Source organism: Neoaquamicrobium sediminum (genome assembly GCF_013240295.1).
Lineage (GTDB): Bacteria > Pseudomonadota > Alphaproteobacteria > Rhizobiales > Rhizobiaceae > Aerobium > Aerobium sediminum.
The window spans coordinates 174,198-197,265 of record NZ_JABETK010000002.1 but is presented as its reverse complement, the minus strand read 5'-3'; the positions used below and the strand labels follow the sequence as shown (position 1 = coordinate 197,265).

Genomic DNA, 23,068 nt, shown 5'->3' with positions numbered 1-23,068 from the left:
TTATGCCCGAGTAAGGCCCGGGCTGGATGGGCTGGGAGTCGCCACTAGTCCAGCGACCCGGAGGAAGGCGGTGATCCCGACCGCGACGGCCCCGAAGATCGAAAACGCCATCTGCCACGCTTCCGACGGCATCAGGTGCTTCACGATGCCATGGGTGGCATGAAAACCCGCGATCGCCGCCGGGGCGACGAAGGCGATCGCCACGACGAGTTTCAGCCACATCGGGCGGACGAAGGCGATCAGGAGGTGCCCGATGGCGAGCGTCATCGCCGCCGCGAGCGCGCCCACGACGACAGCGCCGGCAATGCCGGCGCCGCCTTCGTTGGCCCAGGCGCCCGTCGTCACGCCGACGAAGGCGGGCAGAGTGAAAACGGCCAAGGTGAACACCAGCCAGCAGAGCAGGCCGACGGCGAAGAGGGATGCGAGTATGGCAAGGATGATCATGGCAGTGGTTTCCAATCGTTCATGGCTGACGATCGCGCCTCCACCACCACCACAGCGCGCCTGAAGTATAGCGAATGACAAGCCGGGACGGGAGCGGAAATCCTGCCGGACTTCCGCTTGCGGCCGTGAAGCCTTGCCCGCGATCAGCGGGCGAAGGGATCAACCTCATGGACGATCGCGGCGAGTTCGCCGTCATATTCGCCCGCGGGCATGACACCCATGCTGCCGTCGCCCGCCTGGAAGATGACAATCGAGACCATCAGGGTGGTGGCGAGGCTGAAGGCGAAGGCGTGAGCTTGATTGAGGGACATCTGCTGGGCTCCTGCTGGAGCGGGGGACCATCCCCGCCGACAGGCGCCCGAAGTGTTCGGCCGTGGACTGCAATCACCGCGCAGGCGCAGCCGCAGCGGCGGCATGCTCGCATAGCCGACCCTTCATGGGTTGATGGCGACAAGTCCGCGGCTGGACCAAGGATCAGCGCTGATAGGCGGAGGTGGTCTTCGCGTCGGGAGACCCGTTTTACAGTCTCGACGCTGCTTTCGACTCAGCCTCGCGTCGTGTCCTCAGATGGCTTCATTTGCGCTATGCTCTTGGCGGCAAGTGTAGAGTCGCGAAGGGCTGGACGATGGCGGAGTTCACAGGACGTAATCTGCACCTCGTGAAAAAGGCTTTGACGATCGCTGTGCTGGCGATTGAGCGGCAGCCGGGCCCCTTCCAGTCGTCTTCGGACCAAGCGGATATGAAAGCGCTCCTCGACGCGTTGATCGAAAACGACACCGAGCTTGCCTTCTACGCGCGATCCGCCCGTATCGCAGTGACAGGCGAGCCAGACTGAACGTGGGGTTGCCGATGACGGAGACGCTCGCTTTCCAGAAGCGACACAAGGACGGAAGCTTGTGGGTCGTCGGCCAGACGATGGAGGGACAACCTACCGGATACTGGGAGTGGTTTCGCCGCGACGGTTCGAAGCTGCGGTCCGGCTACTTTGAAGACGGTCAGCAAGTCGGTGATTGGACCACGTATGATCGCTCCGGGTGCGTCTACAAAGTCACGAAGATGAAGCGCTAGGCAGCGGCCCATGCGTGGCGGCGCTCACGCGCCGCCGTGCTTCCAAACCGGAATGCCGAGCTTCTTGGCCTTGTCGGCGAGGTTGTCATTTATGCCCGTGCCCGGGAAGTGCAGCACGCCCTTCGGCACGATATCGAGCATCTGGTCATTCCGCTTGAACGGTGCCGATCGTCCGTGCTTGGTCCAATCGGGTGCAAAGCCGATTTGCGGAACGTTGCGGTTCGATGCCCAGAGCGAGGCGATCCTCTCGGCACCCTTTGGCGACTTTCCATGGACCAGAACCATGCCGGCGTGCTTGGCGTGAACCTGATCGAGCTTTGCCCAGATAAGCTGGTGATCATTGAAGTCGAGGCCGCCGGTGACGATGATCTTGGGACCGGGCGGAAGTAGTACTTCCTGATCGGCGCGCTTCTTCGCCATGAGAAAGTCGCGGCTGTCGATCATCGCCGAAGTCAGATTGCGATGGTTGACCTTCGATCCGCTGCGCGGGAGCCAAGGCTTGCCGACGTGGCGTTCGTAGTGTTCGGCGGCCTGGTCGCGCATCAGCTCGAAGGCGTTCTGGCGCTCTATCAGCGTGATCCCCTCTGCGATCAGGCGCTCCAGTTCGACCGATTTCACCTCGCTGCCGTCCTGTTCGCGCTGCGCCCGCTTCTGGGACTGCTCATTGTCATCCAGTTCGCGGCCGATCCGGTCGGTGGCGCGGTGGAAGACGTTCACGGTCGACCAGAGGAGATCGTCGAGGTCAGGTTCGAGACGCGTGTCTGCCAGGGTGCCGATCAGAGCGTCGAAGATGTCGGCGACGGCGCCCGCGGCTGATTGCCGTCCGGCAGAAGCCGCTGGTCGGGCTCGTCGGTGAAGGGGCGGTACCCGTGGAGTTGCAGTTCGTTGAGGACATGGTCGGTGGGTGACGATTCGTGATGCGGTTCGTAGTCGTCGTGCTCGCGCATGGGATGCTCCGTCGGTTGGACCGCGACCGTCGCGGCCTTCATGGCGACGAAGCCCGCAGGCCGGACGACCGGGCACCCGGAGCGAAAGCGTAGGGCTCGATGGCTAAGGCCGGCTATTTTGCCTCGCGATGGAAAGCGGCCTCTCGGCCGCGCCGGAAAATAGTCGGCCGCCGCCATTGCCCGGTTGGCCGGCCTGTGGGCCGATCGCCCTCTCGAAGGCCGAGGCGCGGGCCCCCTCCGATGGAATGATGCATCCGCCGAGCACGGCGGCGAACCTCACGCCCGTTCTCCTGCCGGCTATGCCGCCAACGCCATGAAGCGCGCGACGTCCTGCGGCGCGACCTGCAACCGGGCTTCCACGCTCAATGCGTCCAGGCCGAGGTTGCGCAGATCCTCGTTGAAGTCGCCCAGCTGCGGCGAGATGACAATCGCCTCGATCCCGGCCGCGTCGGCCCGTTCGATGAGGGTGTCGCGCGCAGCGTCACCGGCCGGATCGTTGTCGCGGACGATGTAGAGCCGCCGCAGTGTGTCGGGGAACAGGATTGCAGCGAGATGGGCCGCGGAGAGCGCCGCCAGCATAGGCATGTCGGGAAGGACCTGACGAAGCGACAGGACGGTCTCGATGCCTTCGCCCGCCGCTATCACATCGCTGCCTATGCCGAAGCGGACCGCGTTGCCGAGAAGATCGCCCATGGCTCGCCTCGGCGTGTCGATTGGCGCCTTATCGCGGCGGCGCGGATCGAGCCAGGTGCGATGCGCCCCGGTGATCTTGCCGTCGAGGTCGGTGACGGCCGCGATCATCGCCGGCCAGGTCTCGGTCGGCGAATGCTCTTCGGGGCGATAATAGCAGCGCGGGTGGAAATGCAGGCTTCCGGTTCCGCGCAAATCCGTAATGCCGCGTTCCCGTAAATACGTTTGTACGAGCGTGCCGTGGATCGGCTGCGACATGCGGACCAGTCGGCGGGCCGCTTCGGGGAGCCATGCGGCGCTGGGTTCGGCCGTTCGTGCTGACGGGCCTCCGGCGCCGGCGGCGGCATCGAGAGAAAGGTCCGCGCCTCGTCGGCGACATCCTTGAAGTCGATGAGGCCGCAGCTTTCTCGGATGACGTCGAGGAGATCGCCATGCTCGCCGGTGGCCGCGTCGGTCCATTTGCCGGCGGGACCTTTCGGCGTGTCCTTGAGCCGGACATACATCGAGCGGCCGGGTGTGTTGCGCGCATCGCCCACGAGCCAGTAGTTGCCCTCGCGGCGACCGCTGGAAAGATAATGCCGGCACACCGCCTCGGCCTGCCGGCCGAGACTGTGCGCGAGATCGGAAGCGTCTTGACGTGCCATCACGCGGCCTCCCGCTCGGAGATGCGCGCCACGGGATATGTATCGAGCACCTTGGCGAGGACGCCCGGTCCGGCGGCGTCGGCCGGCACGAAAAAGCGGAGCTTCCACGAGATGATCTCGCTGAACAGGCCGTAGGTGCGCAGCCGGTCCCGCATCGCCTCGGTGAAGCCGGTCAGCTCCAGGCGCTGGGCATTCATGACGCGGGCGCGCCGAAGCTGAAGGCCGTCAGCGAGATCGAGGATCGTCGTGCCGTCCATCAGAGCGGTGAAGGCCTGCTCAGGGGTCAGCGATGTTGCGCCCGTGGTGACGGCGTTTGCCGCCCAGGCGGGCGAGACGCGGCGGCCGATGATGCGCTCGCCGCCATCGGTCTGGAGCCGGTAGACCCGCGTCGACTCGTTTGGCAGCCGCTTCCAGATCGGCAACAACAGGCCGGCGACAATGTGGATCGTGCTGTCGGAAAACTCCGGCACGTCATCAACTCAGCCCACCACGCGGCGGCGAAGGCGGCGCGATCGGCTTCCTCCCACTGGCTCTCACCCATCATGCGCAGCGGCGCATAGTGCTGCTCCATCGGCCGGACCAGGCAGACGCGGCGCTCGATCTCGCCATCGTCGAGCATCATCGATGGTGCGGAAATCTGCACGGCGGCGCGGCCGGAGCGACCATTGACCAGGAGCCGTGCGCGCGGATCGGAGAGATGATCGAGCGCGTCGGCGAGGCTCGTCGGTCGATTGCGCTCCCGGCGGGTGATGGTGAGAAGCCGAGTTTCCGCGCCGGTGCCCGGGTGCGTATGGATCACCTCGCTGCCGGTGACGATGAAGCTCTCGGCCTGCAGCGTTTCGAGTCCGACGTCATAGACTCCACTGCGAACCGCCCCGTCGACTTTCGCCGTCAGGAGCTGCTCAAACGCCGTAAAAAGCACGCCCTGCAGGTCGATGGTCAGCGCGAGCAGACGGTTGAGGAAGGTCGTGATCGGCGGCAGCTCGTCCTTGATGCCGTTGTCATCCGTGAGCTTGAGACCGGTGGCGGACTCAAAGCGGTCGAGCGAGCAGTTCTCGACCTTGCCACGCACGAGCAGCAGATAGAGCTGGCGCAGCGCACCGCGCGCATAGGGGCTTTCGAGATTGTCCTCTGGCCGGAAGAGACCCTGTCCGCCGGTCTGGCGCTGCCCACGCGTGATCGCGCCGAGTGTATCGAGCCTACGCGCGATCGTGGAGAGGAAGCGCTTCTCAGCCTTCACGTCAGTGGCGATCGGGCGGAAGAGCGGCGGTTGAGCTTGATTGGTCCTGTTGGTCCGACCGAGACCCTGGATCGCCGCATCGGCCTTCCAGCCCGGCTCCAGCAGGATTTTGGCGTTTTGCGATCGATATCGAATCAGATTTTCGCTATCAACACAGCCGCTTAGCGAATCTGCTCGACTCGATATGTATCCTCACAGGCTTGATTGGAGGGTACGTTGGACAGCTTCGAAGTCAAGGTCGACGGCAGGATTTTCGATTTCGCCGTGGTGGTTCCGCTCTATGGCACCGCGGCGGCCAAGCGCCTCGCGTCTGCGTGGGAGCAGCAATTCATCGGCTGTACCGCGTCGACAACTGCGGGTTATTTTCGGGCGTTCGTCCGCTTTCTCCGCTGGGTGGCTCTGAGGGCCGAAATATGCGCAGAATCTGCAGAGGCCCTATTCTTCAATTCGATCCAGCTCGGGCGGTCAGAGCGCTTGACGAAAATGCTCATGTACGAGGTGGGCGAGGCTTGGGCGTCACGGTTACGCGACATCGAGTGCTTCGAAATCATCAACAACACCAACCTGCTTTCCAGGAAAGCTCTCCTCGAAGCCGTTGTCAGTTGCCTGCGGCGGCTGTCCCGCGCCGGCCTCTGGAGCGATCCCGGTAGATTTACACCCGTTGCCCGGGGGCAACTGACGGGACGGAACATTCCATCATTCGGCGAACTCAACAAGGTCGAACTGCCGACGGATCTACAAGGGTGGGTACGACCGAAATACGACCAGCTCGACTGGCGCGAAGTCATCCGTCTCAACGATGAACGACTTTATGCGCTGCGGGCAATCTGCGTGCGTACTCTGCGCGCCGGAATAGCCAAGTGGGAAACTGGTCAGGCTTTCACAGCAGCGCGGGATCTACCGACACCGCGGACACCAGAGGACCTCCTCCAGGATTTGAGCGCGCTTCACGTCCGAAGAGCCACGCTCTCCGACGAGAATCGTGCCAATGCCAGACAGCGAGGCATGGCCATCATGGTGCGCTATCTCGCGCTGGCGGAACCGCATCGACGGAGTTTCAACGACTGGAAGAATACGATGCTGGGCTGCCATGGCACGGCGCTCGGTGGCTGGACGGAAGCCGTCAGTCACGTTGAGGGCAACGTTCGGTTGCTGCTCGCTGCGCAAACCATCGTCATGATCGACACCGCATTCAATGTATCGACCTGTGACCGGCTCGCCGCAGATCCCTTCATCGGTGATATTCACCGGGGCAAAGTCCGGATCATCACCGTCGCCGCGGCAAAATTGCGCGCCCGTGGCGAAATCCAGGAAGGCACCCTTTGGGAAGGCGCCGACATTGACGTCCGCCACAACGACGGCGATCTCAGCGGTGCCGAAGCGATCCGCGCCTGGCAGAAGCTGTCGGAGCGCATTCGGGCAACGGCCCGATACCTCGAATTGCCCACTGCCGATAAGCTCTGGATCGTGCCTGGATATAAATCCGACCGCAACCGTATCGGTCCGATGACAACCGCTGCCATCGATCACCACTGGCAGGCGATGCTGGCCGAGAATTTCGAGCACCCCGTCATTGGCCGGCTACCGCTACGTCGCCAGATGATCCGGCCCACGGTCCTTCAACTGGAAGCGGCGCGCGCCAATTTCGAACATACGGTCGCGGCGCGATTGGCTCAGCACAAGAACTCAGCCACCACCATGCGGTATCTGAGCCGTCCGTGGTTCAAAGCCCTTCTTGCCTCAAAAATGCGGACATTCCTAGCCGCATTAGAAGCGGGCCTCATCGAACCCATCGAAGGAGCGGCCGATACCCTTGGAACATCGATGACGCACGAGAGCGCCTTGGACCACGCCAGAACCACGGGCCTGGGCTTTCTCTGCACGGCCCCCAAGACGTCCAACAACGAGGATACAGGACCCTGCATGGCCATCGACAAATGCGCGACTTGTCATTTCCGGCAGTTCCGGCCGAGCAACGATAGCATCCGGGCGCTTGTCCTTTTCCAACGATCTCTTGGCCGGCAGGAGGAAGCGTTCAAGGCGAACAATCCTGCAAGATGGGCCGAGGTCTGGCTGAATTTCCAGGCTCTCTGCGAAGTCATTCTTGATCGGTTGCGGTCCTCCCATCACCGTCGCGCTCTCAGGATGATGGAGGCCGAAGTCGATGCCGGCCTGACGGCGGGCACTGTGCGGGCCATCGAGTTATGGTGAGCCGGGTCCATCAACCGCCACGACACGCCCGCGAGGCAGGTGCTGCCGCCTTTTGCGAGTTCCTGCAAAACCCGAGGCCGCTCTGGCTCAAGGACGGCACTCTCGAGGATAATGCCTGGTTGGTTGAGCTCGACAACCCGACGATACGCCGGCACGCGAGCACGACGATCCGGTTCGACATCTTGATCGCACCAGACCGACGCCTGACGGACTACGCCGAATGGCGAGATCTCCTTACCGCCAAGAAATACGTCTATTACGCGCTTACCGGGCCGAATGCCTGGGTCCGCTCTGCCTCGACCATCCGGGAGGAATATGCGGGGTTCGTTGCATTCCTTCGTTGGCGCACCGCGTGTGGGCTTCCTGGCATGTCGGATCTGACACAGGCCTGGTTCGAGGAGTTTTGCGACAGCCTGAAGCACGCCGGCATGGAAGGACTGATCCGATCTGAAGCTGCGGCGCGAGAAGCCGTTAAAAGATGTCGTCATGCCGGCCGCGCTCCGCCTGTTCAACAAAGTGACCCGAATACTTTCTCCGTCGAAGCGGCCAGCAGGCTGGCCGGTTTCGAATATAGCAAACAGCTATCGGACAATGCGGCGAAGATTTTTGCTGATTGGGCCGTTGAGAACGGCCTCAAAATCACCCCCTGTCTTCATAACCGGGTAAACAATCGCAAGAGAGATCAGACATTCTGTGGGCAATCCTTAGATCGCTATATGCGCGTTTGGGAACGACTTGGCCGCCTCCAGGAAGAACTCACACATGATCCGATTGGATATAGACCATTCAACAGAAGGATCGACTCCGCCCGGTTAGCCAGGAAGCTCGGTGCACCGCTTTCCAAAACCCCGACCGCGCCGGCAACCCAAACCTGTTTTCTCATTGATCGCGCACTTCGATGGGTATTGTTTTACGCCGACGATCTGAAGACACTTGTCGATGACGTCCGTCATGCCGAGCGAGGGTTCAGGAACGAGCCTGGCAAATGGCGTCGTGCAAAACTGGTCCACGACATCTGGAACAGTCCGGCGCTCAAGCATGTGCGCGAGGATGGAGCACTGGGCATTCCCAGCATCGGCCATTTCGATGGCGCGGCTATCAACAATGTCACGACCAGCCTCCACCATATCTTCCTGCGCCTGCTTCCCACTGCGTGCGTGATCGTCATCGCGGCCTTCTCGGCAAGAAGGATCGAGGAAATTCTCAGCTTACGAGATGATTGCCTGGAGGATGATGGCGGTGAGCTTTGGCTCAAGACCTTCATCGCCAAAAGCGTCCGCGGTCGGGAGCGGATTCCGGCCCCGGCGGCGGTAGCAAAAGCCGTGGAGATATTGATGTGGCTGAGTGCAACCGCACGCAAGGAATCCGGATCACGGTGGCTGCTACAGTTACACAACCCATTCGCCAGGGCCCCGTCGGTCCAGACCCCCAACATCAGCCGCGGCTTGCTGGCCTTTGCCGAGGAGATGAAGGTGCCTGCGCTTCCCGACGGCACTTATTGGTCCTTCGCTCCACACCAGTTCCGTCGGTTTTTCGCGGTCGTCTATTATTATCGGTATCGGGACCGCTCGCTGACCGCCCTATCCCAATATCTTTGCCACTATGATCCGGACAGCACCCGTTCGTACATCACCGAAGCGCGGTTCGGAGGTTTCTTCAAGCTTGTCGACCATGCCCGAGCAGACCTTGAACAGGCCAGGCGTGCGCTTGCACGCGAAGACCTGAGGCTGCGAACATTCGAGGAGGTCGGCCTCGACTTCCGTCTCGAGATCTATCGTCGGGCACTCGATGGTCATGAGCAACTCAGCGGCAGGGCCGGGACAAGGATCCTGAACGACCTTCAACGTCTCAAGGCTGATTGGCAAGCACGCGCCGAGGTCGGCGACTACGGTGCAGACGGGCCGACATTCGATCGACTGCTCATTGAGTTTGCGGGGGCGCAAAGTCTGGAACCGAATGGCCAGGGCCATTCCTATTGCGCGTGTGGTAACTCGGAAAAGGACCTCAGCGTGGCGGGCTGTGTGATTGCGGCCCGAAGAAAGAATCCGGAGGCACAACGACGCCAAGGTCCCGATTTACGGTACGCTGAAGATCTGATCTGCGCCGGATGCCCGCACAATGTGCAGTTGGCCGAGAACAGGAGATACTGGGAAAAGGTGATAGAAAGCGCCAATAGCGCTTGCCTCATGTGCCCGGGAACAGTGCTGGCAGCCAGGATGGCCGAAAGACGGCAAGCGGCCGAAGATCACCTGGCCCGTTTCCATGGAGTCGATCAGAAATGAAACCATCTGCTGCCAGGGAATCCTTTCAGCGCAAAGTTGAATTGCTCGAATCCTGGGCTGCGAAGGGAGGCCTTCCGGAGGGAGAATATTGCCCACGCGGGCCAGCAGAACTTGCCCGTTGGGTCGATATGGAACGGGGCTCACCGCCTGGTCGAATCCCAATTTGGCAGCTCCGGCCCCGTCCGGTCATTATCCAGAATTGCGCGCGCGTTTTGATACGGTTGCGGCCAAGCTCTTGAAACCCGTACAACGACCGGGCACGGAACTTCAGTCTCTGAAACGAGAGGTCCAGGCGCTCGCCCAGCAAATGGCTGTCCTCTCCAGCGAGCACCGACTTATGGGACAAGCTCTGACCCGTGAGCGACAGTTGAAGGAGATCGCCCAGGCCCAACTTGCGGAAGCGCGATCCGAGCTCGCCCGCATTGTGCCGATCCGATGAAGGCCAGCTTAGGCCGTACCAGGATCGTGCGGGCATCCGAAGACTTTGTGCTGCAAAAGCATCGTCTACCGCGATTCCCGCTCGTTCTCGATCCTGGCGGGGCGTTGGTCGAACCGATCTTCGACTATTTGCGCGCCCAGGCCGTTCAGCGCCATCTGGCGCCGGGAAGTATTGAAGATGAGGCTTATATTCTCTGCGCCTGGTGGGACTTCGTACTCGGGCAACCCGCGACGAGCAGCATAAGCCTCGACTCGATTGTCAGCTGGACAGGAACGGAACTCGAACGTCTGAGGCTCGGAAACCCGGGAGCCAGAACGCGTCGCCGCCTGTCGCGCTGCCTCGACGTAATCTCACGCTTCCATCGTTACCTGCTTCAGGAACACAGCTACTCGCAGGGCCATGAGGAATGGCGCGCGGCAAACTATGTTGCGCGTCTGGATGCCCGTTTATCTGACCCCAGCACAGGCAAGGTGACGTTCGGTTATAGCGCAAAAGCCAAAAACGGTGGCCGCCCGACGCCGTCGGATGATGCGGTCGAACAGGTGCTGGATGTGCTTTCCAGTCCGGATAATCCCTATCTCGCCGCGAGGAACTGGCTGATCGCACGCTGGATGCGAGACGTGGGCTTACGTCGTGCGGGCGTTGCCTCGTTGACGATCGAACGCTTGCGGGCGTCGCTGGTCGCCGAGGGCATTCTCGCGCCCAACGAACATTTTACGCGCGCAGGCACATCATCGAAATCTCGTACGGAGATGCGCGGCGCGGTGGAACGCTTCCGTCAGAGCGGCCGCACATTCGTCACCGCAGAGATCATAGAGAAGGGCGGAAAGACCCGCGAAATCAAGGTGCCGTTTCAACTACTCCACCAGACCCTCGACTTTATATGGTCGGAACGCGCCAAGGTGCAGTCTTCCGGGCCGGTGTTTCACGGATATTTGTGGCTGTCGCTGAAAACCAAAGATGGATTAACCGCCAAGGCAGTCGGAGATATCGTCAAGGATGCCTTCGTCGTGGCTGACGTTCGGGGTAGCGGCCATCGATTGCGTGCCTGCTTTGCGGAGGAAGTCGTCTTCCGGCTGTATGCATTGGCAAAGGGGAGTTCCGACATCCTGTTCGATGACCACCAGATCTTGATCGACGCCGCAGAAGAACTTGGGCATTCCGACTGGCGTAGCTTGCGATACTATCTCAACAGGGCGGCTCGAAACTATGCTGCTCTCAACCGCGCCGTCCGGCCCGCGACAAGTTGAGGATCTCCATAAGGCTCGCTCCCGCAACCCCCTGCACCCCAGAATTTGAAAGGCCATCGGCTGCTGCTGTGTTGGCTCCGGGCTACGCCCTCCGCCAACACAGCAGCAGCCGATCCCGGCCGTAAGTGTCGCGGCCAAGTCTCCCGTAACCGTCGACTCTGCGGCCGTACCGCGCTAAGGATATCCAACGAGGAATACGTCAAAAGCAGATAGTGGATACGCAGGCGCTGGTTCTTCGCGCCAAGATCGGCGTGATAGCTGCGCCCCGTACCGCCCGCATCCGAGAAGACCAGGATGCGCTTCTGGTCGTCCATGAAGGCGGCGGCCTCGGCGAGATTGGCCGAGCCCGCCCGATTCTCGACGGCAAGGCGATCGCCCTTGCGCACAACGCGCCGTGAACGGCCGGTGACCTCGGCGACGACATCGGAGCCAAAGCGCTGGACGATCTGGTCGAGGGCGCCGGGAACGGGTTCTAGCGACGCGAGCCGTTCGATCAGCTCGTCACGGCGGGCGACGGCCTCCCTGCTCTCGACGGGCTGACCGTCCCCCGGAAGACTGGCCGCGACGACAGATTGCCCTCGCTGTCGGAGAACGGCTCGTAGAGCTGCACCGGGAAGGAATGGGCGAGATAGTCGAGGACATATTCCCGCGGCGTGATGTCGACACGCACGTCGTTCCATTCCTCGGTCGGAATCTCGGCCAGTCGGCGCTCCATCAGTGCCTCGCCGGTCGAGACGATCTGAATGACGGCGCTGTGCCCGTCGGCCAGGTCCTGCTCGATCGAGCGGATCAGCGTCGGGGTCTTCATGCTGGTCAGCAGATGACCGAAGAACCGCTGCTTGGCGCTTTCGAATGCAGAACGCGCGGCCGACTTCGCCTGACGGTTCAGGGTGCCGCTATCGCCGGTGATGTTGGCGGCCTGCATCGCGGCGTCGAGATGGTTATGGATGATGGCTTATCGCGAGGAAGCGGTAATGCGGAGGAACGCGGCGTAGTCCTGCAAAGCTGCGGAACATTTCGCCACGTCCTTCACATTATTCTATAGGGTGTCGAGCCATCCCATCAGATTGGCATCTCGCTTCCACGAAGGTGGCACGTTGCTCGCCGCCGGGGCGCCAACCTGTTCCAGCGCCTTTCGTTTGGTCTCCAGATTGGCCTGAGCATAGTGATTGGTCGTATCGAGACTGACGTGCCCGAGCCAACTGCGGATGACGGTGATATCGACCCCGGCGGCAACGAGGTGGACGGCGGTCGCGTGCCGGAAGCTGTGAGGCGTAACGTGTTTTGACTGGAGGGTCAGCGTCGATTTCGCGGCTTGTTCCACGTAGGCGTTGAGCTTGAACCGCACCCCTGACGCCCCTAGCGGTTCACCGTATCGATTGACGAAGATCCGCTCATCGGGCGCACGCGGCTGTCGCTCCAGTAGCTTCCTGAGCAATGCCACGGTTTCTGGCCAGAGCGGGCAGATGCGTTCCTTGCGCCCCTTGCCGTAAAGACGCACGAAGTTCGGTGCATCGAACCGGATTGCTTCGGGACAGAGGTCAAGCGCCTCTTGGATTCGCGCGCCACTGTTATAGAGGAACGAGAGCAGTACATGGTCGCGCAGCCCTTCGAGTGTCGATCGGTTGGGCTGGGCGAGGATGGCCTCGACCTCCTCGGGCTCGAGGTAGCACGGCGCGGAGGTGGGCTCCCGCTTCAACGGAACAGCCAGGACCTCTGAGCACTGCGCGATGTATTCCGGATTCTTGTCCGCCACGAAGCTGAAGAAGCTGCGGATGGCGGCCAGTCGGCAGTTCCGCGTGCCGATCGTGGTCTTGCGGCCATGCTCGGTATGATGAAGGAACGCGCGCACCTCGCCGGCCGAGACGTCGGTGAGCGTCAGCCGCGCGACCCCGCAGCCTTTTCGCTCCGCGACGAACCGAAGCAGCAGCCGCCAGGTGTCGCGATAAGAGCGGATCGTGTGGATTGACGCGCTGCGCTGCTCGGCCAGCCACTCCTGGAAGAACGCCCGCAACAACGCGGGCAATGGATTGCCTTTCCTCATGGCCGCGCCTCCGTGACAAGGCACGGGGCGCCGAGCGCGCGGAACCGTTCACTGGCTTCCTGCAACAGATCCTGCGTGACGGTGATGTAGACCAGCGTGGAGTGGAGATCCCGGTGCCCCATGTAGGTCGAGAGGAAGTGCAGTTTTTCCTGAGGGTTAATGCCGGACCGGTACCACTGGAGGATGCGGTTCACCACCATCGAGTGACGAAGGTCATGGACCCGCGGCCCGGTCCGGCCCGAAGCGGGCTTGAGCCCAGCACGGCGCATGACGTTGGTAATCATTGTCGTAACCGCCTCGGGCCTGTAGCGGTCATTTAAGTGGGCATGCCAGAACAGCCCTGATTTCGGGTTCTGTGGGCCGCCAGCGCGCCGCCTCGCATCGATGTACGCGCGCAGTTCGACCGCGACACTGTCGGATAGAGGCAAGATCCTGGTCTTGTAGAACTTCGTTTCCCGGATCGTGATCGTGCTTGATTGCAGGTCCACGTCACCAAGATCGAGCCATGCCAGCTCGCTTCGCCGTAGCCCGGCACAATAGGCCAGCATGATCATGGTGTAGAGGGTCAACGGCCGCAGCGGAGCGTCCGGCGACGGATAAGTCCGTGCGGTATCGAGCATACGCCGAACGTCAGCCGGGCTGAAGATATGCGGTTGCCGATGCTCCCGCGCTACTTCCCGCTCTGGCCGGGGATTGAAGCGCTTTGGCGGGATAGTCGGATCGAGGCGGAACCGCGCCTTGGTCAGGATGCGCGCCAGCTTCTGGCATTCAGCCGCGTGGTTGCGGGTCGGCTTGGCAGCCGCCCAGCTCGCAATCATTGCCTCAAGTGGTTGCTCCGCGAGGTCGGGACGGGCCTGAAGGAACCGATCGAACCGCAGCAGCCAGTGAGCCTGCGCTTCATATTGATATCCCCGGCTGCGCATCAGCATGACATGGTCTTGCATGAAGTCACCCAGCACGCTGCCGAAGGGCGCAGGCCGTCGTAACGCGGCCAAGGATTCGTCGGGATTCGGGAAGCCAAGGCCCGCCAGATCGGCTTGCTTTGCTTGACGTTGTACCGACGGCGAAGTGCAGCAACAGGGTTGTCGGCGATCAGCCCGATTTCGACGAGGTGGTCGAGGAAGCGGTCGACAATGCAGACCTGATTGAGCAGCGTCGACAATCGCCAACGTTTTTGCATCTCCTTCAGCCAGGCGTCGAGCATCTGCCGGTCCACCGCCGGATGCCGGCGGGCAACATCTTCGAAGGTGCAAAGGAACCAGCGATATGTCGGTACGCTTCCCGGCCGGAACTGCGATTTTACCAGGAAGGCGTCGACGACGGTGCGATCGGGATCGTGCCAGGCGCTCATGACAGCACCTCCATTCCAGGCACCTCGAGTGCCACGGCTCGGAGATCATCTGTTGCCAGTTTGAGATAAGTATTGGTGGATTCGGTGGATCGATGCCCGAGCACGTCGCCGATGATCTTTTGCGGGACCGATGCCCGCAGCATTTCGACCGCACGTGCGTGGCGGAAGACATGCGGCCCCCGCTTTCCTGCTGGCACTACGCCTGCGGCGGCCAACCGACCGCGGATCATGCCGTACAGGTTCGTCATTGCGATATAGGGTGCGCAGGATCGGACGAAGATTTCCCGCACTTCAACCTGGGGCCGCCCAAGGCGCAGATAATCCAGCAGCGCTTCACCAACAGTCACCATTAGCGGCATGTACGAGTACGCGTTGGTCTTGGTGTGGCAGATCCGGAGGGATTCTGCGCGCCAGTCCACGTCATCGAGCCGAAGGCGGCATATCTCACCTTCGCGCAGCCCATACGTGGCAAGCAGCTGAAGTATCGCATAATCGCGTAGTCCGCGTGGCGATCTGTCCTCCTGCGTTGTCGCCAGAACCGCGGCGATTTGGCTCCTTTCCAGCGTCGACGGCACATCTTCGTAGGCATAGAGCATGGGGCCGATGATGTGTGGCGTCAGATCGGTCGGGATGCGACCCGTCCGATGCAGATGGCGAACCACCGAACGGAGACGCTCAGCGACATCGGCCAATGATTTGCGCCGTAAACCAGGCGCGCGCATGTCCATGTAGAGATCGATGTCCACGATGCTCAACGTTTCGAGGCTGGCGGCACCGGCCCGGTCGAACTGCCATCGCAGGAAGTTTCGCGCCTCCCACATCAGCGCCGCAATGGACGCGCTTGCCAAACCGCGCTCCTCGCGCAGCCATGCCTCGTATTCGCGGCAAATTTCATGTCGATGCTCGTCATCGGGACCGATCATTTCTGCGTCCGGGGGCCAATTGCCTTGAGCAAGCCGGAGGAGCTTGGCGATCGCGGTGCGGGGCAACATGTGCCAACGCGCACTGGGAGGCCGACCGTACTGGATCTCAAAATCCTGAACCGCATAGCCAAAATACTGATCGACCTGCTGCGGCGTCACAGTCTCGACCTGTATATCGCACTCGGCCAGATAATCGAGAAACGCGCGGGCGTAGAGACGGTGGTTCGCCACGACCACGGGATTGTAATTCTGTGTGGTGAGCGAATTCGAGAGTTCGGTGATCAACTCGTCATGCAACTTCAACATGATTGCCTCCTCAGCTGGTCCAGGGACCGCCGAGGTTCGCAACCAATATAATGCGCAGCAACTGCGCACACTATCATGGGAATTCGCCGGTTACGCCGCGCTCCTCCGCATTACCGCTTCCTCGCGATAAGCCATCTTATGCGCAGCTCGCCATAAGATGGAGAAGGCGCCGGCATACGCATCGTAGATGCGGGCTTGCTCGGGCGTAAGCTGGTGCTCGACCAGTTCGTATTCAACGCCGTCATAGGAGAGCGACCGGGCCGTGTAGAGGCCGAGCGCGCGCAGGTCGCGGGCAAGCACCTCCATGGCCGCGACACCGCCATTGTCGACGGCCTCCACGAACTCGGCGCGGTTGGCGAAGGGAAAATCGTCACCGCCCCACAGCCCGAGCCGCTGGGCGTAAGCGAGATTGTGGACTGTGGTCGCGCCGGTGGCAGAAACGTAGACGACACGCGCGTCCGGCAGCGCGTGCTGCAGCCGCAGCCCGGCACGGCCCTGCTGTGAGGGCGCGACATCGCCCCGTTCTCCCTTGCCGCCGCCGGCGTTCTGCATTGCGTGCGACTCGTCGAAAATGATGACTCCATCGAAGTCGGAGCCCAACCATTCGACGATCTGTTTGACGCGCGAAAGCTTCTCGCCACGGTCGTCGGACCGTAGCGTGGAATAGGTGGTGAAAAGGACGCCTTCGCTGAGACGGATCCGCGTGCCCTGAGGGAAACGGGATAGCGGCGTGACCAACAAGCGCTCCATACCGAGCGCCGACCAGTCGCGTTGAGCGTCTTCGAGCAGCTTGTCGGACTTCGAGATCCATACTGCCTTGCGGCGACCCTGCAGCCAGTTGTCGAGGATGATGCCGGCGGACTGACGGCCCTTGCCGGCGCCGGTGCCGTCGCCGAGCATGAAGCCCCGGCGGAAGCGGACGGCGCTTGGAGCGTCGTCCGGCGCGGCGGTGACGAGATCGCCGGTCTCGTCCACAATCCAGGCGCCTGCGAGGTGTTCGCTGTGAGCTTCGCCGGCATAGATCACTGTCTCGAGCTGGGCGTCGGACAGAACGCCCCCGGTGACGATCGCGGCTGGAAGCGTCGGGCGATAGCTCGGCTTCGGCGGCGCGACCGACGCCATGGCGGCCGACTGTACCAATTTGGTGGGATGGGGCTGCGCCTCCGGGATGCGGACCGACTGGAGCGCATAGGCCTCATAGATCGAGTCCGACAGTCGGCCATCTTCAAGAGGCATCCGCTCCACGGTCTGATAGTCAAGCGGCAGGCCTTCGATCTCAGCCGTGGGCCGGCCGTCCGTGGATGCTGCGGCCTTGGCGAGATAGCCGCGAACGGTGCGCGGCGCCGTATCCGGGGAGATCTTTGGCAGCGCGACCGGAATGCGCGGGGGCAAGTCGCGTTCGATCCAAGCGAGAAGCGTCGCCACGTCGGGCGCGATGCCGAGAGATGCCGGGAAGCGTGCATCATCCTCGGCCGGCGCCTTGTCGATGACGGTCAGGCGGGTTTCGATGGTCGTGCCTTGCTTGGCATAGACAGAGCCCGCGATCGCCGCAGTGAACACGACGCGGCCGCGCTCCTGCAGCCGGGCGAAGTGGTCGCGCCAGGCCGGCAGCTCGGGCGAGAAATTCGCGCCGGTGATCGCGACCAACCGGCCGCCTGGCGCAAGCCGCGCCAGAGCGGAAGCGATATGGCGATAGGCGGCGTCGGCGACGCGTCCGGAGACATTCGCCATAACCGAGAACGGCGGGTTCATGATGATGACGCTGGGAATGGCGGTGCGGTCGAGATGATCGTCGATCTGCGCGGCGTCGAAACGCGTGATCGCATTGGCCGGAAAGAGAGAGGCAAGAAGATCGGCGCGGGTCTCGGCCAGTTCATTGAGGATGAGATCGGACCCGGCAATCTCGGCAAGGATCGCGAGCAGGCCCGTGCCGGCTGAGGGCTCCAGCACCCGGTCGGCGGGCGTGAGCGCTGCGGCGGTCAAGGCCGCGAGACCGAGCGGCGTCGGCGTCGAGAACTGCTGACGCGCCTGGGCCTCCTCAGACCGGCGCGTGTGCGTCGGCAGCAGCCCGGCGATCTTGCCGAGCGCGGAGAGCCGTGCGGCCGGAGACGCGGCTTTGCGGAAAAGCGGCTTTCCGTATTTGCGCATGAAGAGGACGGTTGCCGCTTCGCAGGCGTCATAGGCCGTTTTCCAGTCCCAGGCGCCGCTAGCGTCGGACGCGCCGAAGGCCTGTTCCATGGCCGAGCGCAGTATCGCGGCATCGATCGCGCGGCCCTGTTCGAGATGAGGAAGGAGATGGCCGGCGGCGGCGAGAATGGCGGCCGCCGGCGGCGCGTTCGGTGCGAGCGGAAGCAAGACCGCCGGAGCGGCACCAGAGACGGGAGCGTGGAGCATGGAGGATACCTCGAAAGAGCGGGAGACGGGCGAGCCGGGCCGGCGCTTTCTCTCGACCGGACGGGCTCAACCCCGTCCCGGCCGACCTCTCACTCTGACGCGGGCAGCGGCCATCGCTCCGGCTTGCGGCAAGCTCGCCTTCGACAGTTGCGTCATGCCGGCGGGCGATGCGCCGCTCCCGGCTAAGGATCGCACTATCGTCGCGGATCTATTCGAGCGCCCGCCTCAGGTCGGGGCATCGGGCGGGCGGTAGAGCTCAAATGGGTTGCCATCGGCGAGATGGCCGAATGGTGTAAGAACATAGTCGCTGGCGTCACGTCCAACGGCGCAGATGACGTAGCGAACCTCGCCCGTCGCAATCTCGGTGCATTCCATCAACGCCAGGTCGCCGCTGGTCGCGGCGTGCAGCAGCGTCTCGAAATTGGCGCGGGCATGGTCGGGAATGCTCATCGCGCGCCTCCCTCGGAAAGCCGGTCGGCGAGCCAGCGCCCGGTGCTGATCCATTCAAGCGTACGGCCGGTCGAGAGATCGAGCAGGTGGGCGCCGCCGGCGAAGCCGTCGATGACGGGAGCCGAGGCAACATTCGCCCACTGGAATCCCCAACGTCCAGTCAGGCCGAAGGCCTCGGCGCAGCGCGTCACGAAGGTGATCGCGAGTTGCTGGTCGGCGCTGCCAGGATCGCGCAGCCACAGGCGAGCCGATCCGTATTCGGGCGAAAGGGAGAGCAGGAACGGCTCGGCCGGCGGATCCTCTCGGGCGTTCTCGGCCATCAGCGTTGCGTAGATCTCGAAAGCGCGCGCCGCGTTGGCGGCAGTGCCAACGTCGAGCAGGCAGGAAAAGCGGGTCAGAAAATCGGTCATGGCAGGCTCCAGAAACGAAAAGAGCCCGGCGCTAGGCCGGGCTCGGAAAGGATCGAAAGATTGTCCGGCTAGTAGCCGAACCGCCAGGACGGCCAGTCTTGACCGTCGTCGGCGGCCTGCACCGCCTCGCTGAGATAGGCGGGATCGCCCTCGACGATGGCGGGATCGCGGACTGGCGTCTCGTCGATGACCGTGACGCAGGCGACGAGCCCGTCCTCGACCTCGACCTGCACGGGAACGAGATATTGGAAGACGACGCGCCGGGGCGGCGGGCTGGATTGCGACATGACGTAGCTCCTCGATTGGGGGAATCGGCGGAGCGGCCGAAGCCGCCCCGCCTGCACGATCATTCGGCCGCGACGAGGTGGCGTTCATCGTCTTCGCCGGCGGCCTCCTCGTCATCGCCCGCGAGGAAGTCAGGCAGCGCTGCGCTGTCATCCTCGCCGCTGGTCTGGGTTTCCGCCGTCGACGCCTCGACCTCGGTGACCACGCGAAGCGGTTCCGGCAGCCAGCCGGTGTCCGCCAGCAGGCGCTCGGCCTCCTTCGCCATGTCGCCCTTCTTCAGATGGTCGATGAGTTGCGCGGCCTGCTCGCCGGCGCCCTCGCGGACCGCCTGCAGGATGCGGGGCTTTGTCACCCGGTTCAGGTAGTTGCCGAAGGTCGGCCGCCAGCCGACCTCGACCAGATCGAGGCCTGTCGCCATCGTCAGGCGGTCGGCCTGCGAAAGCCTCATGTCGAGGGTATGCTGGGATACACCGCTGCCACTGTGCGGGTTCGGCCGCTCATAGAGCGCATTCACGCCGTAGCTGACGCAATGCGCGAGAAGAGCCATGCGGCTGGGCTCATCCAGGTCGGCGAGCCAGTCCCATAGGGCAGCATCGTCCTTCGGGATATCACCCGCCCAGGCGGCGTGGCGGTCCTGCACCGCACGGGCGGACGGGCTGTCCTTCAGCGCATCGTCCTGGGCCGGGAAGAAGACGTGCTTCACCCCGGCTTCCATGGCGCCCGTATACATGCGGGTCATGAAGGTGTCCGAGACGAGCTTGTGGAGGAGCGCCGTCATGGCGACGTGCGGGTTCTCCGCGACGGCGTTGCGCAGCGCGAGCGTGCGATAGGCCGTCAGCTCGATCACCAGACGCTCCGGCAGCGGCTTGATGACGCCGTCATCCTCGTCGTCCTCGGGCTCGGCAGGCTGGCCGCCGATGGTAATGACCGCCCTCTGCACCGACGGCTCGGCCGGATCGCCGTCGGCGTCCACGCCGGTCTCGACCTCGGGATCGATCGGCGCGTCATCCTCCGCCCGCACGTAGCCACGGTCGATGGCGACGCTGCCGTCATGGGCGATGCTGATGAAGACGCCCGCGCGAGGGATATCGTCCGCCTCGTAGCGCACCGGCCGGGTCTCGAAGGCGGCTAGTGCCGTCTCGATCTCGCCGAGGCGCTGGTCTACCTCGTCCGGCAGTTCGTCGGCGCCTTCATACTCGGCTTCGAGCTTCTGATACTCGGCATTGAGCGCCTCGATGGTCGCCTGCTCCTCGGCCGAAAGGTCGAGCGGCTCGCCCTGCAATTCCCGCAGGCCGCGCGTCGTGTCGTAGGGAAAGCTGACAGCGACCTCGATCCACTTCCAGCCTTCGCCGGCGATCGTCTCGGCAGTAGCCCTGAGCTTTTCGGCGACCAGGCGGTCGAGCAGCCTCGCGTCCTGCAGCCAGCCGCCATCATCGGACTGGAAGAGATCGCGCATGACGACGCCGCCCGCCGCCTCATAGGTCTCGATGCCCACGAAAACCGCGCGCTTGTCCGAGGCGCGGACGGTTGTCTCGGTCAGCATGCGCCGGATCTGATAAGGCTCCTTCGACCAGGCGTCCTTGATCGCGTCCCAGACCTGCTCCTGACGGGCGTGATCGCTCGACACTGTGAAGGCCATGAGTTGCTCCAGCGTCATGCCGTCTTCGGCATAAATCTCGAGCAGCGCGGGCGACGCCGAAGCGAGCCGCAGCCGCTGCTTGACGACCTGGGCCTGCACGAAGAAGGCTGCGGCGATCTCCCCCTCGGTCATGCCCTTGTCGCGCATGTCCTGGAAGGCGCGATACTGGTCGAGGGGATGGAGCGGCGCGCGCTCGATGTTCTCGGCGAGCGAGACTTCTTCCGCGAGGATCGCGCTGTCGCGCTCGCGCACTACGCACGGCACAGGCGACACCTTGGCGAGGCGCTTCTGCTTCACCAGCAGTTCCAGCGCCCGGAACCGGCGTCCGCCGGCCGGCACCTCGAACATGCCGGTCTCGTTGCCTTCGGCATCGACGACGGGGAAGACGCTGATACTCTGGATCAGGCCGCGCCGGGCGATCGAGGCCGCTAGGTCTTCGATCGAGACACCGGCCTTGATGCGTCGGACGTTCGACTGGCTCAGGACCAGCTTGTTGAAGGGGATGTCGCGCGAGGGCGACAGGACGATCTTTTGAGCGGCAACAGCCATCGGGATATACTCCGCGACGGGCGGCCGAGAGCCTCTCTCTCGACCTCCAACCCGTCACGGAAACCCCGTCCTCCCTCTCACTCTATTTCTGGGTGCGCCCGGTGAGACGCCGGAAGGACAGCGGCGCGATCAAGGAATTTGGCAAGCCCCTCATCCTCAGGCGCATCTCGGTCGAACAGGATGTATTCCGCGCCGAGGCGCCGCGCGTATTCGGTGATCCTCACAAGATCGGCAGGGAGACTATCGCGGTCGCCTTCTCCGACCCAGATAAACCAGCCGTATGGCGTCGCCGCGACAAGCTCGTCGCCCTGAGCGGCGTGAACATTCAGATAGGTGCTCGACGCCTCCGACAGGTGAGCGGTCGAGCAATCGAAGAAGACCCGAAGCGGGTACGAGACCTTGCTCATGCCACCCTCCTTTCAAGCTCATCTGCGGTGACGACGTGGGCAGCGCCCTCAGGCGCATGGGCCAGCAGCCAGTCGGCCGCCTTGCTCGCCTGACTTGCGGCCCGAACGATGGCGCGGTTGTCCTCGCGCAGGACCTGCAGCCACGAGCCGATATAGTCGGCGTGGCGGACGGTGGGCACGATGCCGAGCGAAGCGCAGCAGAAGGCCGCGTTCATCTCGGCGACCAGTTCCTCGAATGCGTATTTCTTGGTGCCGAAGCCGCCGGTCAGGTCGCGGCCTACTCGGCTCGAGTGACCCGTCGCGTGTCCGAGTTCATGCAGGGCCGTGCGGTGCCAGTTGATCGGCTCGAAGTAGGCTTGTGGCGGAGGGACCTGCACATAGTCGAGCGCAGGCACGTAGAACGCCCGATCACCTGCGATGCGAAAGTCTATGCCTGAGGCGCGGATCAGCGCTTCGACCTGTGGTTCGATCATCCCTTGCGGCGGCGGGGGCGCATCGATCGCGACGTCTTCCGGCAGTCCTTCGCACTGGGCTGCGTTGAACACGGTGAAGCGCTTAAGGAACGGGATCGCCTGCGCGTCGTCACCGCTCTCGCGGGCGCGGCGCTTTTCGTCCTCCGGCGTGAAGCGGTCCGCATAGACGACGGTCGTGCCGCGCGCGCCCTTGCGGACATTGCCGCCAAGCGACAGTGCTTGACGGAAGGTGAGCCAGCTCTGGCCCGGAAAGCCGTGTTCGACCACGGCGCCCCAAAGGATCAGGATATTGATCCCCGAATAGTGCCGGCCGGTGGCGCGTTTCTCGGCATGGCAAGCGGGGCCTTTGCGGCCGTCGTTCCCCACGGCTGGACCCAAGGCACGCGACCGGCCTCCAACTCGGCGACGATCTTATCGGTGATCTCGTCGTAAAGGCTCGCCCGGTTCTGGCCTGGACGTGGCAAAGCAGTTCGTCTGGACATCGCGGATCTCCGCGACGGGCGCCGGAAGCCTCTCTCCCAGCTCTCAACCCGTCACGGCAATCCGGTCCGCACTCTCACTCTCGGGGGGCGTTGCGGGGTCTCCCCCAGAAGGGGTCGGCAGAGACCTTGGGCTCGGCCGT

The 23,068-nt window shown here is 63.3% G+C and carries 15 protein-coding genes and 6 pseudogenes; 4 read left to right on the top strand and 17 right to left on the bottom strand.

Annotation, left to right across the window (positions count from 1 at the left end; all coding sequences use genetic code 11):
- A complete protein-coding gene (locus HK436_RS12600; RefSeq protein ID WP_024350843.1) occupies nucleotides 1-444 on the bottom strand; it encodes a hypothetical protein in 444 nt (147 codons plus the stop codon).
- A gap of 143 nt (nucleotides 445-587) precedes the next feature.
- Nucleotides 588-755, bottom strand: a complete 168-nt coding sequence (locus tag HK436_RS12595) for a hypothetical protein (RefSeq protein ID WP_167522629.1) — start codon at nucleotides 753-755, stop codon at nucleotides 588-590.
- A 266-nt stretch (nucleotides 756-1,021) separates the two neighbouring features.
- Here HK436_RS12595 and HK436_RS12590 point away from each other — a divergent pair, with 266 nt between their 5' ends.
- Entirely contained in the window at nucleotides 1,022-1,279 is a 258-nt protein-coding gene (locus HK436_RS12590) for a hypothetical protein (RefSeq protein WP_244648929.1), read from the top strand.
- A 257-nt stretch (nucleotides 1,280-1,536) separates the two neighbouring features.
- Here HK436_RS12590 and HK436_RS12585 read toward each other — a convergent pair.
- The 3 pseudogenes from HK436_RS12585 to HK436_RS12575 form a co-directional block, all read right to left on the bottom strand.
- Nucleotides 1,537-2,459, bottom strand: a pseudogene (locus HK436_RS12585) (DUF2493 domain-containing protein).
- A 297-nt stretch (nucleotides 2,460-2,756) separates the two neighbouring features.
- Nucleotides 2,757-3,793: pseudogene (locus HK436_RS12580) on the bottom strand (DUF7146 domain-containing protein).
- Nucleotides 3,793-5,219: pseudogene (locus tag HK436_RS12575) on the bottom strand (strawberry notch C-terminal domain-containing protein); the annotation flags it as partial. The pseudogenes HK436_RS12580 and HK436_RS12575, both read right to left, overlap by 1 nt.
- Nucleotides 5,220-5,249: 30 nt before the next feature.
- On the opposite strand from HK436_RS12575, the gene HK436_RS12570 reads away from it, so the two are divergent.
- The 3 genes from HK436_RS12570 to HK436_RS12560 all read left to right on the top strand — a co-directional run bounded on the left by HK436_RS12570 (nucleotide 5,250) and on the right by HK436_RS12560 (nucleotide 11,215).
- Complete coding sequence (locus tag HK436_RS12570; protein ID WP_173186685.1) at nucleotides 5,250-7,244, top strand: hypothetical protein; 1,995 nt, start codon at nucleotides 5,250-5,252, stop codon at nucleotides 7,242-7,244.
- Nucleotides 7,238-9,526 carry a site-specific integrase gene (locus tag HK436_RS12565; protein WP_037554237.1) on the top strand — a complete coding sequence of 763 codons (2,289 nt, stop codon included), beginning with the start codon at nucleotides 7,238-7,240 and terminating at the stop codon, nucleotides 9,524-9,526. Before HK436_RS12570 ends, HK436_RS12565 begins: the two co-directional genes overlap by 7 nt.
- Nucleotides 9,527-10,069: 543 nt before the next feature.
- Nucleotides 10,070-11,215 carry a site-specific integrase gene (locus HK436_RS12560; protein WP_173186677.1) on the top strand — a complete coding sequence of 382 codons (1,146 nt, stop codon included), beginning with the start codon at nucleotides 10,070-10,072 and terminating at the stop codon, nucleotides 11,213-11,215.
- Between the two features lie 199 nt (nucleotides 11,216-11,414).
- Here HK436_RS12560 and HK436_RS12555 read toward each other — a convergent pair.
- The 12 genes and pseudogenes from HK436_RS12555 to HK436_RS12505 all read right to left on the bottom strand — a co-directional run.
- A pseudogene (locus HK436_RS12555) lies at nucleotides 11,415-12,170 on the bottom strand (strawberry notch C-terminal domain-containing protein); the annotation flags it as partial.
- A gap of 84 nt (nucleotides 12,171-12,254) precedes the next feature.
- Nucleotides 12,255-13,259 (bottom strand): site-specific integrase, encoded by a 1,005-nt coding sequence (locus tag HK436_RS12550; protein ID WP_009823939.1) that lies wholly within the window; start codon nucleotides 13,257-13,259, stop codon nucleotides 12,255-12,257.
- The gene (locus HK436_RS12545) at nucleotides 13,256-14,203 is read right to left on the bottom strand and encodes a tyrosine-type recombinase/integrase (protein WP_244648756.1); all 948 of its coding nucleotides are present in this window, start codon (nucleotides 14,201-14,203) and stop codon (nucleotides 13,256-13,258) included. The genes HK436_RS12550 and HK436_RS12545 overlap by 4 nt, the downstream gene beginning before the upstream one ends.
- Nucleotides 14,182-14,610, bottom strand: a complete 429-nt coding sequence (locus HK436_RS31370; protein ID WP_244648927.1) for a site-specific integrase — start codon at nucleotides 14,608-14,610, stop codon at nucleotides 14,182-14,184. The genes HK436_RS12545 and HK436_RS31370 overlap by 22 nt, the downstream gene beginning before the upstream one ends.
- Nucleotides 14,607-15,839, bottom strand: a complete 1,233-nt coding sequence (locus HK436_RS12540; RefSeq protein ID WP_007015824.1) for a site-specific integrase — start codon at nucleotides 15,837-15,839, stop codon at nucleotides 14,607-14,609. The genes HK436_RS31370 and HK436_RS12540 overlap by 4 nt, the downstream gene beginning before the upstream one ends.
- Before the next feature lie 153 nt (nucleotides 15,840-15,992).
- Nucleotides 15,993-18,233, bottom strand: a pseudogene (locus tag HK436_RS12535) (strawberry notch-like NTP hydrolase domain-containing protein); the annotation flags it as partial.
- Nucleotides 18,234-18,458: 225 nt separating this feature from the next.
- Nucleotides 18,459-18,683 (bottom strand): DUF6117 family protein, encoded by a 225-nt coding sequence (locus HK436_RS12530; protein ID WP_024350849.1) that lies wholly within the window; start codon nucleotides 18,681-18,683, stop codon nucleotides 18,459-18,461.
- Entirely contained in the window at nucleotides 18,680-19,093 is a 414-nt protein-coding gene (locus tag HK436_RS12525; RefSeq protein ID WP_024350850.1) for a hypothetical protein, read from the bottom strand. The genes HK436_RS12530 and HK436_RS12525 overlap by 4 nt, the downstream gene beginning before the upstream one ends.
- Before the next feature lie 68 nt (nucleotides 19,094-19,161).
- A complete protein-coding gene (locus HK436_RS12520; protein WP_024350851.1) occupies nucleotides 19,162-19,380 on the bottom strand; it encodes a hypothetical protein in 219 nt (72 codons plus the stop codon).
- Nucleotides 19,381-19,439: 59 nt separating this feature from the next.
- Nucleotides 19,440-21,566, bottom strand: a complete 2,127-nt coding sequence (locus tag HK436_RS12515) for a ParB/RepB/Spo0J family partition protein (RefSeq protein ID WP_024350852.1) — start codon at nucleotides 21,564-21,566, stop codon at nucleotides 19,440-19,442.
- Between the two features lie 77 nt (nucleotides 21,567-21,643).
- Nucleotides 21,644-21,973, bottom strand: a complete 330-nt coding sequence (locus HK436_RS12510) for a DUF5983 family protein (protein ID WP_024350853.1) — start codon at nucleotides 21,971-21,973, stop codon at nucleotides 21,644-21,646.
- A pseudogene (locus HK436_RS12505) lies at nucleotides 21,970-22,928 on the bottom strand (ArdC family protein). The gene HK436_RS12510 and the pseudogene HK436_RS12505 overlap by 4 nt, the downstream one beginning before the upstream one ends.
- Between the last annotated feature and the right edge of the window lie 140 nt (nucleotides 22,929-23,068).